Source organism: Protofrankia sp. CiT1 (assembly GCF_917627335.1).
Lineage (GTDB): Bacteria > Actinomycetota > Actinomycetes > Frankiales > Frankiaceae > Protofrankia.
The window spans coordinates 29423-42270 of the sequence record NZ_CAKJTP010000003.1; the positions used below are offsets into that span (position 1 = coordinate 29423).

Annotated in this window: 9 protein-coding genes; 4 read left to right on the forward strand and 5 right to left on the reverse strand. The window is 68.6% G+C overall.

The window, feature by feature from the left end:
- Both MJ785_RS01130 and MJ785_RS01135 read right to left on the reverse strand, forming a co-directional pair.
- Positions 1-2011 (reverse strand): alpha-(1->3)-arabinofuranosyltransferase family protein (locus MJ785_RS01130; protein WP_239379910.1); only part of this gene is annotated, 2011 nt, incomplete at its 3' end.
- A gap of 151 nt (positions 2012-2162) precedes the next feature.
- Positions 2163-3158, reverse strand: a complete 996-nt coding sequence (locus MJ785_RS01135) for a dolichyl-phosphate beta-glucosyltransferase (RefSeq protein WP_239379911.1) — start codon at positions 3156-3158, stop codon at positions 2163-2165.
- Positions 3159-4577: 1419 nt separating this feature from the next.
- On the opposite strand from MJ785_RS01135, the gene MJ785_RS01140 reads away from it, so the two are divergent.
- A complete protein-coding gene (locus tag MJ785_RS01140; RefSeq protein ID WP_239313184.1) occupies positions 4578-4874 on the forward strand; it encodes a hypothetical protein in 297 nt (98 codons plus the stop codon).
- Positions 4875-4950: 76 nt separating this feature from the next.
- Here the strand turns inward: MJ785_RS01140 and MJ785_RS01145 are convergent, their stop codons facing one another.
- Positions 4951-5433, reverse strand: a complete 483-nt coding sequence (locus MJ785_RS01145) for a ribose-5-phosphate isomerase (RefSeq protein WP_239313188.1) — start codon at positions 5431-5433, stop codon at positions 4951-4953.
- A gap of 205 nt (positions 5434-5638) precedes the next feature.
- Positions 5639-6871: an AI-2E family transporter gene (locus MJ785_RS01150; protein WP_370652836.1), complete on the reverse strand. Its 1233-nt coding sequence runs from the start codon at positions 6869-6871 to the stop codon at positions 5639-5641.
- 253 nt (positions 6872-7124) lie between these two features.
- Here MJ785_RS01150 and pepN point away from each other — a divergent pair, with 253 nt between their 5' ends.
- A complete protein-coding gene (pepN, locus tag MJ785_RS01155; RefSeq protein WP_239379912.1) occupies positions 7125-9683 on the forward strand; it encodes an aminopeptidase N in 2559 nt (852 codons plus the stop codon).
- Between the two features lie 428 nt (positions 9684-10111).
- On the opposite strand, the gene MJ785_RS01160 is transcribed toward pepN, so the two are convergent.
- Positions 10112-11767, reverse strand: a complete 1656-nt coding sequence (locus MJ785_RS01160; RefSeq protein WP_239310921.1) for an IS1182 family transposase — start codon at positions 11765-11767, stop codon at positions 10112-10114.
- Between the two features lie 387 nt (positions 11768-12154).
- Between MJ785_RS01160 and MJ785_RS01165 the strand changes: the two genes are divergently transcribed.
- Positions 12155-12361, forward strand: coding sequence for a type II toxin-antitoxin system HicB family antitoxin (locus MJ785_RS01165; RefSeq protein ID WP_239310920.1), 207 nt, complete (start codon positions 12155-12157; stop codon positions 12359-12361).
- Positions 12361-12585 carry a type II toxin-antitoxin system HicA family toxin gene (locus MJ785_RS01170; protein WP_239310919.1) on the forward strand — a complete coding sequence of 75 codons (225 nt, stop codon included), beginning with the start codon at positions 12361-12363 and terminating at the stop codon, positions 12583-12585. The genes MJ785_RS01165 and MJ785_RS01170 overlap by 1 nt, the downstream gene beginning before the upstream one ends.
- Positions 12586-12848 lie beyond the last annotated feature (263 nt).

The window sequence follows — 12848 nt, forward strand, 5'->3', positions numbered from 1 at the left end:
CGGCGCCCGCGACACCGACGGCGGACGCGAGCGAGACAGCGCTGTGCCCACCGAGATCGGCCAGGTCACTGGCCAGCACGACAGCCTGGTCGGGCAGGATCCGCTGCGCCGCCATCGCCACGGTCGCCTCGGCACCGCCGGAGACGATCAGAGCCGTGTCAGCCGGGTACGCCCGCACCGGACTGGCACCACCGGGAAGCGTCCACACCTGCAGCGCGGGCACCCGCAGGCCCGGATTGCGCAGTGCCGGAACCAGCCTGGCCTTCGCCGCGGAACGAGCCGGGAGCATCGGGCCGAACACCGCGCTCTGTCGCAGCCCGGACCCGCTCAGCGCGCGGTCGATCTGCTCGGATGACGGCGGTACGTCCCAGTCCTTGTTCTGCAGGTCATTACGGACAAGCACCTGTCCGACCCCGGCTCGGGCCAGCGCCTCGGCAAGCCCTGGCGCTGACCCGAGCGTGAGTTGGCGTTCGATCCCGTCCATCCACCGGGTAACTCCGACCCCGCCGAGCGGGACCAGGCTGCGTACCCCCCAGGGTGTCCGTGCCAACCACTGCATCGGCTCGTCCAGCGGGCGGCCCCAGTCGTACTCGCCGAACGCCGTCCCCGGCAGCACCAGGGTCCGGCCGCCGGCCGGATTGCGCGCCAGCCAGTCCGCGGCCTGCCCCCAGTAACCCGGAACCTCACGAAACGATCCAGCGGGGGTCATCGTGCCCGCGAGCGCGGGGGTCATTCCCGTGATCACACAAGCAGCGGTGGCGATGACGACCGCGGCCCGGCCAGCCCGCCGCCCGGTCCCCCTGCCACGCCCGCCGGTGCCGGCACTCCGCCGGGCGATCCCGCCAGCCCCGCCGGCACCGGCGGCCCGGTCGGGAAGCCGCCATGAGGCCGCGACGGACAGGGCATGGGCGAGGCCGAGTGCCATCGGCAGCCGGATCACCGGCTGGAACTTGTACACATTACGGAGAAAGCCGAACGGGCTGCCGAGAAGGTCACGGACCGTACCAGCCAGCGGGCTTCCCGGCTGCCCGGGGTAAGCGGCGCAGACAGCAACGACTCCGATCCCGAACGTGAACACCAGAAAGTGCCGGGACGGCAGATCGGCGCGGGCAAGCCCCCAGACACCGAGCGCCGCGACCAGGCCTGACCCGATCACCGCCGCGGCGGTGGTGACGTACTCGGACGCCGCGGGCAGCCACGGGCTCGGCAGGCGCAGGTAGGCCATCCAGTCGCTGGCACCCCGCAAAGCCTCGCCGACCGATGTCGTGGCGGTCGTGATGCCGGCGGTCTCGGTATAGGGAAGAAAATTGAGCCCATACCGCCTCTGCACACCCAGCGCCAGGACCCACCAGCCGGTCGCCAGCAACACCGCCAGGACCCACCAGCCCCGCAGCGCCCAGGCACGCCGGTCGGTCCCGGCCAGGATGAGCCCGACAGCCGGACACAGCAGAACGTCCAGGATGACACTCGCGTTGACGCCGCCGGTAGCGAAGATCGCAAGACCGGACAGCGCCGCGGCCCGCCGCGGCGACAACCGCGGGAGCGATCCGGGCGCATCCCGCCGCATCGCGAGCACAAGCGGCAAGACCATCCACGGCAGCATCGCGCTCCCCGTCAGCGCGACGGAACTCGAGCCGATCTTTCCCAGCACAAACGGCGATGTGGAGTAGGCAAGTCCGCCGACCACCCGGGACGCCCGGTCACCGACACGCAACGCATCGGCGAGCCGGATCACTCCCCAGGCCGCCACCGTCAGGATCAGCGCCATCCACAGCCGCTGGGTGACCCATGGTGGCAGGGCCAGCACGTTCCCGATGGCGAAGAACGAGCCCATCGGGAACAGGTAGCCGACGTACTGGTTGGGGAACAGGCCGAAATCCGAGGCCGAACTCCACAGATGAGTGCTCCCCGCGAGGAAGCGGAGCGGATTCACCGCCAAGTCAATCTTGGTATCCGCGGCGATCCTGCCGGGCGCCTGAAGCAGACACAGTAGGATGAAACCGGCAGCCATCACCGCTATGGGCCACCGTGGCGTGCGGCCGGGGCCGCCGGGCGCGGGCACGCCGCGCCGCGGGCTCAGTGACGCCCCCCGGCCCACCCGCTCCGGCGCCCCCGGCGTCATCGCAGCCGCCGGAAAACCGAACCGCGCGGTCGAGCACAGTTCATACGACCTCGCGCGGAGTCGGCTGTAGACCGATGTCCCGTCCACCCCCGCTCCTCACCGACCCGGGCTTCTCCGCCGCGCAGGCGTCCGCCGCCAGAGCGCCCGCGCCCATGCTGATCACGCGCGCGACCGGGACCCGGGATGCCTCCGCCGTCAGTTCGGGATGGGAGTCGCTGCCGGCCGCCGCCACAGCCGGCCGCCGCACCGCGGCCAGCGGCGTGGGCACCGGCTGCGCGACCACCGACGGTTGCGCCTCGCCGCTTCGCAGGCGCAACGGAGTGGGCATGGCGGGGCGGCGCCGCCGGTAGCGCCGGGCCCGCAACACGTCGACCAGCATCGCCGGGGTGTGCCTGGTGACACGGAAGGTCCCACCGGCCATCTCCGACCAGCGCACGGGGACCTCGGCGATCTGGTAACCCATGGACCGCGCGATTGAGAGAACCTCGACATCGAAGCCGAAACCGGTGGACCGCGACATGCTGAACAACAGCTTCGCCTCGGCATGCCGGAAGGCCTTGAAGCCGCACTGGGTGTCCGCGACGTCGAGTCCCGCGAGCGTACGGGTGATCTGGTTGAACGCCCAGCTCCCCATCCGCCGGCCGCTGGTGCGTAGCGCGCTGTCACCGATCCGGCGCGACCCCAACGCCACCTCGGCCTCCTGGAGCGCCGCGAGAAGCAGCGGAAGATCGTTGACGTCCGAGGCCATGTCCGCGTCCATGAACACGATCGACGCGCCCCGCGCTATCGCGACGCCCGTACGGATCGCGGTGCCTTTACCGGAATTCCACGGAAGCCGCACGACACGCGCTCGCGGCAGGTCACTCAGCAGCTTCTCGGCAACCTCTGCCGTGCGGTCGGTACTGCCGTCGTCAACAAGGATCACCTCCGCGCCGGCAAGCTTGCCCACGACGGCCACCAGCCGGGGCAACGCCTCCGGGAGCCGGTGCGCCTCGTTGAAGGCGGGGATGACGATACTGACGGGAACGTGGTCCAAGAGTCACTCCCAAGCTGCGTCGGCAACGGCACGGGCGGTTACAATCATCTGTCGATCGCGAATCACCTCGTGCCGCCCGAATAAGTCCGGCCGAAAGGTCGATACGGCATCGCCACGCCGGTGAGATCGAAGCCGCCGAATCGCTATTCACCGGGCGAAGGCCAACCGAGGGCCCATTGTTCGGCCGCCAACAGGTTGTCGGCACGTACTGGTCACGCGGGATGGACAGCAGGTATCGGTACATTCGCCCACCCATCCTTTGACGGCGTTGCCCGGGGCTGCCGGTAACACGCAATAGACCATGCTCGCAGCGCCGTCGGATATTGTGCTGGCACACCGTTTCTCGACGGTGTGAAACTCGGCCGACCGCCGGCACGCCGCCGGGGGCCCGGCGCGATCCCCGAACCGACCACCGCCATCCCAACCTCACTCTCGGTTACCCAGTAGGCCGAATGGCACACGATCACGGCTCTTCCTGCGTACTCGGCGGCCCGAGGGAATCTCGCGGCGGACGTCGTACTCGAGACAACGACTGGCGAGCGCACCCGCCCGCACGCCGGTCGGCACCCGCCTGAGGCACGTACACCTCCGGCATCCTCTCGCAGGCACGCCAGCTTCCTTCGCCCGCCACCCACACGTCACTGCGACGCACATCCGACACGTGGGACTCCGTCACATCAGATCACTCTTGAGAGTCAAACGATTACCAATCGACATGACCGCAAACAGCTGCCACTCGAAAGTCAACACGAGAATCCGCCCACGCCAACACCCCTCGATAGTCGACGACCTCCACCGCCAACACCATTGTTGTTCGTATGTTGTCAACCGGTCGTTTTGCCAAGAGTGCCGGGCACGCACAGCCACGAACCGCCGCGAGCCGTCCGTTCGCGCACAGCCCGCGGGAATCCGGCCGCGGGCGGGTGGCTGAGACAGCTGCCGGCAGGTCATCATGGCGCTCCCGAGAGCCCAGGCGCGTAAAAGCCCGTAATCATACCTGCTGGCCGAACCCCTCGTACCCACGGGCACCTCCAGCAGCGTTAGAACGCAAGGCAGCCAGAACAGGTCCGCCCCAAATCATCTAGCCGATATCGGTGCTACCGCCGGAATACCGGGGCCAGTACCCAATGGCACGAAATCGCCGTGCGGGATCCGCGTTGTGTCCCGCCCCGACATCTACCCGAAACAAGCATGGCAGAACCTCGTCACATCCAGTTCACCACTGGCCGGAAGCTTCAGCGCAACAACGCAACAACGCGGCACGCGGACACAAGCGCCCGGTGACAAGAGGCTCCGGCAACAGGGGCGCGGCGCCGCGGGGCTGGGGCAGGCGGGCAGCCGCCAGGTACCAGCACGGCAGCCGCCCCCGTCCTGGCGCATGCTGGATCCGGGATGTCCCCGGCTGAACAGGAGCGATCGATGATCGGATCTACCGGGACAGCCGCCGGAGGCGACGGGCCGGCCGCACCGAGCCCAGTCGGCTCCGGCAGCGATCAGAACCAACGGGCGGGTCATCGACGGGATACGAACGATCCCGGGCTGCGTGCCCTGGTCGGCGCTGGCCGTTCCCGGCTGCCGCCGGGAACGGCCATGCGAGCCCGTGACGTCGCCCGTCCCGGCCTCGACGACCTGGCCGAGGCCGAACGCACCCTCGTGATTCGGCGGCGGTCCTGGACCGGCCCCGCCACCGCCCCGCCGGCACAACGCCGACAGTAGATCGCGTCCGACGGCAGGCCTGGCGACCCGCCCGGCCGTACGAGGGCAGGTCGGTGCCCCGGGTCAAGACCCCAGGTCAGGGCGCAGGCCGCGCGGACGCGACCGGCACCACGCCGGACCGCTCGTAGGCCGCGAGCATGGTGAGCCGGCGAACATGACGCTGTTCAGCACTGAACGACGTGTTGAGGAACACCTCGATGAAGCCGGTGGCCACCGAGACGCTGTGCATCCGCGCACCGACGCTCGCGATGTTCGCGTCGTTGTGCAACCGGGCGAGCCGAGCGGTTTCCGTGCTCCAGACAAGGGCGGCGCGCACACCGGTGACCTTGTTCGCGGCGATGGCCTCGCCGTTGCCGGAACCACCGATGACGACACCCAGGCTGTCCGGTTCGCCGGCGACGGCCGCGGCGGCCGCGATCACATATGGCGGGTAGTCGTCGTCTGGGTCGTAGACGACAGGCCCATGGTCAATAACCGAGTGGCCCAGATCGGTCAGTCGAGTGATCAATGAGGTCTTCAGCTGGAAGCCCGCGTGGTCAGAACCGAGATGGACGCGCATGGGACGAAATGATGCCCGCCCCGGGGCGTCGCTACTCCCACCCACTCCGATGATCTGAGAAAAGTGCCCCAGCCGGATGACGCCCGCGGCGCATCCGTCCTGGCGCCCGTCCACCGGACGGTCCTTGACCGGGTGACCCAGGCCGCGCGGTCCGGGATGCACGCGGCCCTGGGGCGCGAGCCGGACAGTCCTGGTGCCGGGCGCCCTAACCCTCGGCAGCCGATGACTGCCTCCTGGACCGGGCGAGGTAGCCGGCCACCCGGTTGACCACGGCGACAAACGGCACAGCCGCGATCGCCCCGGGGATGCCAGCCAGCACGCCACCCGCGGCGAGGGAGATCACGATCGCGAGTGGATGCAGACGCACGGCCCGCCGCATCACCAACGGCTGCAACAGATGACCTTCAACCTGCTGGACCCCAAGCGCGACCCCGAAAATGACCAGAGCCGGCACCCAGCCGTTGGAGACGAGCGTGACCAGAACAGCGGCGCCGCCGGCCACGGTCGCTCCGACGATCGGGATGAACCCGCCCAGGAAGGTCAGCAGGGCCAGCGGGGCGATGAGCGGAACCCCGACGACCACCAGCCCGATCGTGATACCCGCGGCATCCGCGAGCGCCACGAACATGGTGCCGCGGACGTATCCGGTCAGCGTCGCCCATGCCTCCCGGCCCGCGCCGCGCACCCGTTCCTCGCCTTCGGGCGGGAAACGGGTGACGATCCAGTCCCAGATCCGCTCGCCGTCGTGGACGAAGAAGAACGTTGAGAACAGTGTGAGCAGAAGCCCCGTGACCACCTCGGCCGCAACCGTGGCCCCGGAGAGCACTCCCGAGACAAGGCGGCCTCGGTTGTTCGCCAACGTCTGGGTGATGTCGTTCGTAAAATCGTCCAGCTGCTTCTGCGACAAATGCAGCGGTCCGTCCTGTAAATAGTCACGGACCTGTTCCACGCCCTTGCTGACCTGGTCGGACAAACTGGGGAACTCATCAGCCGCGTTGAAGCCGACGCCCACGCCCACGCCCACCACAATGATCAGAAAACCAAAGATGGTCAGGAAGGACGACACGAGCCTCGGCACTCCGTGCCGGCGCAGAGCCGCCGCGATCGGGCGGATCAACGCGCTGATGAGCAGCCCGGCGATCACTGGGATCACCACGACACGGAGCCGGCCGACCGCCAGCAGCAGGATGTAGATCGCCGCTCCGATGATGAGAAGGCGCCAGGACCAGCCGGCGGCCACCCGCAGCGCCGCCGGGACCTGCGGATCGACCGCAGCGGCGGGTGTCCGCCGCTGCGGTACGCCTACCGGGCCGGGCATACCCACCGGCGCGGGCGGTTCCAGCAAGCTGGGCGGTTCCGGTTCCAGCGAGCTGGGCGGGCCGGCGGGCTCCGGGTCCCTCCGATGGCCAGAACGCCCGAAGCCGGCAACACGCCTCACCGGTGCTCCCCCTCATCGTCACGGCACCTGGCGCGCCTGGACCGGTCATGCCTCCCGAATGTTCCAAGCCCGCATCAAACCCGACCGCGGGTGCGCCGGACAGCTGTTTGTCCGTTACCAGGCTCCGCCCGGTGGAGCCGACGTGGCCGGCGGCTGGGACGTGGGAGACTGGGAGCCCCGTCGTCGCGGACCGCGGCGTCCACCACCCTCGCCCCGGAGCGGGACACTTGTCCGGCCCTTCGAAAGGACCCGCGTGTCAGCCAACAACCTCACCCGCGACGAGGCGCGTGAGCGCGCCCGGCTGCTCAACGTGTCTTCCTACGAGACGAACCTCGATCTGACGACTGGCGACACCACGTTCGCCTCACGGACAACGGTGCGCTTCACCTGTACCGAGCCGGGTTCCACCACCTTCATCGAGCTGATCGCCACGGCTGTCGGCGCGGTGACCCTCAACGGCCAGCGCCTGGACCCGGCCGAGGTGTACGACGGGAACCGGATCACCCTCGCGAATCTGCGGGAGGTCAACGAGCTTGAGGTGGCGGCCGACTGCGCCTACTCGAAGACCGGCGAGGGCCTGCACCGCTTCGTCGACCCGGTTGACGGTGCCGGCTACCTGTACACCCAGTTCGAGACCTATGACGCCCACCGGATGTACGCCTGTTTCGACCAGCCGGACCTGAAGGCGGTATTCCAGCTCTCGGTGGTGGCCCCGGCCAGCTGGACGTGTATCTCGAACGGACGCCGGCTGGAGGCCACGGACTCCGGCTCCGGGCGGACGCTGTGGCTCTTCGAGGCCACGCCGGTCATCTCGACCTACATCACCGCGCTGGTCGCCGGCCCCTACCACGAGGTCCGGGACCACCACGACGGGATCGACCTCGGCCTGTACTGCCGGCAGTCCCTGGCCGAGTTCCTCGACCCGGACGAGATTCTCACGATCACCAAGGCCGGGTTCGACTTCTACCACCGGGTGTTCGACTACCGTTACCCGTTCGGCAAGTACGACCAGCTCTTCGTCCCCGAGTTCAACGCCGGAGCGATGGAGAACGCCGGTTGTGTGACGTTCCTGGAGGACTACGTCTTCCGCGCGAAGGTCACCGAGGCTCGCCGGGAGCGGCGGGCCGAGACGATCCTGCACGAGATGGCCCACATGTGGTTCGGCGACCTCGTGACGATGCGCTGGTGGGACGACCTGTGGCTGAACGAGTCGTTCGCCACGTTCATGTCGGTGCTCGCCCAGGTCTCCTCGACGCGGTTCACCAACGGTTGGACAACGTTCGCCAACGCCGAGAAGGGCTGGGCCTACCGGCAGGACCAGCTTTCCTCCACCCATCCCATCGTCGCCGACGCGACCGACATGGAGGCGGTACGGACGAACTTCGACGGAATCACCTACGCCAAGGGCGCATCCGTGCTCAAGCAGCTCGTGGCATGGGTGGGCCAGGAGGAGTTCCTGGCCGGGCTGCGGTCCTACTTCCGCCGTTACGAGTATGGCAACACCTCGCTGCGGGACCTGCTTGACGAACTGGAGAACGCAAGCGGCCGGGACCTGTCCGTGTGGGCCGCGGACTGGCTGGAGACCACCGGGGCGAACACGTTGCGGGCCCGCTTCGAGACTGACTCGTCCGGGTTGTTCACGGCCTTCGACGTGGTGCAGGAGCCGGCGTCGTCGCCGCCCACAGCGAGCCAGACGCTGCGGCCGCACCGGGTGGCGATCGGCCTGTACGACCGCGCCGCCGACGGGTCGCTGCTGCGCCGCGAGCGCATCGAGCTGGACGTCGTCGGCGAGCTGACCGAGATACCGAAGCTCATCGGTGCCCGCCGGCCAGACCTGATTCTGATCAATGACGACGACCTGACCTACGCCAAGATCCGCCTGGACGACCGCTCCCTGGCAACGTTGATCGACTCGATCGGCGCGATCCGCGCATCGCTCCCGCGGACGCTGTGCTGGGCGGCGGCCTGGGACATGACCCGCGACGCCGAGCTCGCCGCCCGGGACTATGTCAAGCTCGTGCTCTCCGGTGTGGACGCCGAGGATGACATCGGAGTCGTGCAGTCACTGCTGGCCAAGGCTCAGCTCACGATCGACACCTACGGTGACCCCGCGAACCGGTCGGCCGCGCTTCGGGACGTGTCCGCGCGGGCCGAGGCGCTGCTACGCACCGCCGCACCCGGCAGCGACCTGCAGCTGGTCTACGCGACCACCTTCGCCCACGCGGAAGGGCCCGACCAGGTCAGCCGGGTCCGCGCCATCTTCGAGGGTGCCGATGTCATCGACGGGCTCGCCCTCGACACCGAACTGCGCTGGACCCTGCTCATCCAGTTGGTTGCGCGGGGCGTGTACGGAGTCACCGAGATCGAGAACGAACTTGCCCGTGACAGCACCGCGACCGGCGAGAAGCGGGCCGCTACCGCCCGCTCGGCCCGGCCCACCGCCGAGGCGAAGGCTGCCGCGTGGACGGCGGTGATGGACTCCGACACGCTGTCGAACCACCTGCTGGTGGCGACCATGGGCGGCTTCTGGATACCCGGCCAGGAGGATCTGACCCGACCATATGTGAGCCGTTTCTTCGCCGAGATCGAGCGGATCTGGCAGACCCGGACCTTCGACACGGCTCAGACGATTACGCAGATGCTGTTCCCATCCGCGATCATCGAACCGGACACGCTGGCGGCGGTGGACGCCTACCTCGCCGCGCACGACCCGCAGCCGGCTCTGCGCCGCGCCCTGGTCGAGGGCCGCGACGGCCTGGTGCGCGCGCTGCGCGCCCGTGCCAAAGACGCCGAGGCCGCGGCTGGCTCCTGAGCGCTGTGCAGCCGGCGGTACACCAGCTCAGATCTGGTGCCGCCGGCTGCCCCGCCCGATCCGAACGGGTGCTCAGCGGCGTCGAGCTACACGGCTCGACGGAAGCGGAGCCCGACCTTCCGAATGGTGGGCGCGGACTTTCGCGCGCTCAGACCCGACAAATGACGACCGGCCCGAGGAGCGCCAGGCACTCGGGCCGATCATGATCTTCAGCCTGGAACATCGCGCTCACGACCGTCATACGCCAGTCCCGCTGCGGAACCCCCTCAGTTTTGCTGAGTACAGCTCACGAAGATCACTGGCTGGCACAAGACGATAACCAGATTGTAGTGGTAAGATCTACCCCCCATATAATTTTGCTGAATCTGTATCATAGAAGCACACAGAACACATATGGATCATCCTGGGTCCACTCCGAACTCTGTTGGCTAACTCTGCGTCGCTGTCGCGCACAGGGCTGCGAATCTGGTCTGGGATCTCGCGGGGGCGGGCTGGCTGTCACGCTCGATCCAGTCCGCGATGCGCGCGGCGTTCATGCCACAGGCGGCCAACTGGTGCTGGACCCTGGTCTTCCCCAGCCCGAGGTAGCGGCATCGCCGCACGCCGTAGGCGCGGGCCGCCTCGGACAGGGCACCCTCCACGCCCGCGCGATGGCTGTAGCGCTGCCTCCACTCCGGATCGTTCTGGTCGGTGCGGTTACGGCGCTGGATCTCGTAGAGCCGTCGGGAGGGGACGACGAGCTGACGGCCGGCACTGACGCTCCTGGTGCAGTCGGTACGAAACGGGCAGGCGTGGCAGTCGGCCGCGGCGAACTCGATCGCCGCACCGTCGCCGGCCATGTGGCCGCGGTGGTGCCAGGCGGCGCTGCGCCGGCCGGCCGGGCAGGTGGCCGTCCTCGCGTCCCAGTCGATGGCGAAGTCGTCGCGGGCGAACCCGCCTCCGGCCTTGGCCTGCCCCGACGAGTCGCGGGTCAGCGGCCCGACGATCTCGGTGCCGTCGTCGTCCGCGGCGGCGACGGCCTCCGCGGTGACGTACCCCTCGTCCAGGTACAGCTCGCCTGGCGCCAGGCCCCGCCGGGCGAACTCGTCGCGGATCGCGCCGAGCGCGCCGTGGTCGGTGGTCCTCGCCACGGTTGTCTCCGCCTGCACGATCAGGTGCGGGGCGTCGTCGTCGCAGGTCTCGCTGAGGTGGACCTTGTAGCCGCTCCAGGTGGTGTCGCGTTTCTGGCACCAGCGGGCCTGGGGATCCCGGGGGGAGTCGATGTGCACGGCTCCCTCGGTGATCCTGCCCTCGCGCAGCCGCCAGCGGCCCCGCCGCTCGCGGACGCACTGCTGCTCCCAGATCGCCCGCAGCGTCGCCACCGCCGGCAGGCCGGCCAGCCACGCGTTGTCCTGGTCAGCCTCGACCAGCTCCAGCAGGTCGGCGCCGTCCGCGGCGACCTGGTCGCCCCAGGCCGCGCGGGCCTGCTTGCCGGCCGGCAGCCGGGCCGAGTCAATCCGGCGGCCGCCGTAGCGCTCGGCCCATTCCGGGCTGATCCGGGGCGGTAGCCAGCCCGACGCGAGCGCGGCGAGCTGGTCGAGGGCGGCGCGGACCGTCTCGCCCACCATTTCCAGGCGGTTAAGCGTGCGGATCCGTGCCAGCACGTGGGTGGAGTCGGTGCGCATCCGGGCGCCGGCCTTGAGCAGCCCGGTGTCCCGGGCTCGGTCGAGCAGGGTGTCCAGCAGTGATGTCGCGCGTCTGTCGAGGGCGAGCCGGTCGCGGAACTCGGACAGCACGGAGAAGTCGAAGCCCGGATGCTCCGGGTCGAGACTCAGTGCGTATTTCCAGTCCAGCCGGGTGCGGACCGCGTCGGCGGCATCCCGGTCCGTGAGGTCCTCCATCGCCTGCAGGACGCAGACCAGCGCCAGCATGCCCGGGGGCAGCCCGGGTCGGCCCTCGGTGGCGAACCAGTCCGCGAAGTCGTCGTCGACGAAGACCGGTCCCAGGGCGTCGCGCAGCCTGGTCACCCGTGTCCCCTTCGGGCACGCCGCGCGGACCACCGCGGCGGTTCGGGCGGGTACCTGGGCGCGGTCTCGTCCGGTCATCGACATGGCACACCTCATGCAAGAAAACGTCACCTACAGGAAGCGACGCTATCAACACCATGAGTTAGCCAACAGAGTCCGGTACGTTCGCGTTATGACCAGCGCATCAAAAAATCGTCTTTTCTAATACGAAAATCATCAGAACCTTCAGCCGAGTGGCATCGTTATCATAAATTTTCCCACTTGCACGGCAACTCGGAGGGCCGGGGACTGCTGTTGACCGAGGCGGCAGCGGCCATCCCACCACTGCCTACAGCACGCTTGAGTTTGTTATCCGGCGGCTCGGCGCGCAGCGCTTGCCGTGTACCCACGCCGAACACGCCGGCAGGCCACCCGGCGATAGGATGCGCTGCTGATCCGGATGCCATCCGGCGTACTGTAGACGGTATGAGTCGGGTGGTTCACGTACCTTATACCGTCGAGCAGGACGAGACCGGCTGGTTCTGCGCGCACGCGCCCCTCCCAGGCGGCGGGGCGAACGGAGAGGGCCGGACCCGGGGCGAGGCGATCGAGGATCTGCGTACGGCGCTGGAAGGTTGGTTCGCCGAGTTCAGCGCACCGGACGAGCTGACGGTGACGGTCGGCGTGGCCTGATGCCGGCGGTCCCCGCGCTGCGCGGCGCTCAAGTGGTTAAGGCGCTGGAGAAGGCCGGCTTCGCCGTGGCGCGGATCCATGGCAGCCACCACATCATGAAGCATGAGGACGGGCGCAGGACGACTGTCCCGGTTCACGGGGGCCGTGATATCCGGCCCGGTACGCTGCGGTCGATTCTCCGGGATACGGGTCTTACCGTCGATGACCTGCATGGCCTGCTGTAAGCCACGATCACAGGTATGGTGCTGGGGTTTTTCGTACCCTAACCTGCTGATTAAGAGAAGAGGGCGGTTTGTCCACCAACGTCCGTGGACGTCCGCCATGTCGACATGACCTTGCGCTCGCCATCCGCCCGTGTTCGCGCTCGTCCATCAACGTCAGCCGGCTTGGGTACACCCTTGGGTGCAGTGACCACGCTCTCTCGTCCTCGCCGCGCTCCCGCGGCGTCTCAGAGAGCATCTCGTCCATTTTGTGATGGTTCAGTCGG

What these genes read in the sequence shown, in the direction of transcription:
- MJ785_RS01140 (WP_239313184.1), top strand. Translation starts at nt 4,578, where the DNA reads ATGATCGGATCTACCGGGACAGCCGCCGGAGGCGACGGGCCGGCCGCA.
- MJ785_RS01165 (WP_239310920.1), top strand. Translation starts at nt 12,155, where the DNA reads ATGAGTCGGGTGGTTCACGTACCTTATACCGTCGAGCAGGACGAGACC.
- MJ785_RS01170 (WP_239310919.1), top strand. Translation starts at nt 12,361, where the DNA reads ATGCCGGCGGTCCCCGCGCTGCGCGGCGCTCAAGTGGTTAAGGCGCTG.
- MJ785_RS01145 (WP_239313188.1), bottom strand. Translation starts at nt 5,433, where the DNA reads ATGCGCGTCCATCTCGGTTCTGACCACGCGGGCTTCCAGCTGAAGACC.
- MJ785_RS01160 (WP_239310921.1), bottom strand. Translation starts at nt 11,767, where the DNA reads ATGACCGGACGAGACCGCGCCCAGGTACCCGCCCGAACCGCCGCGGTG.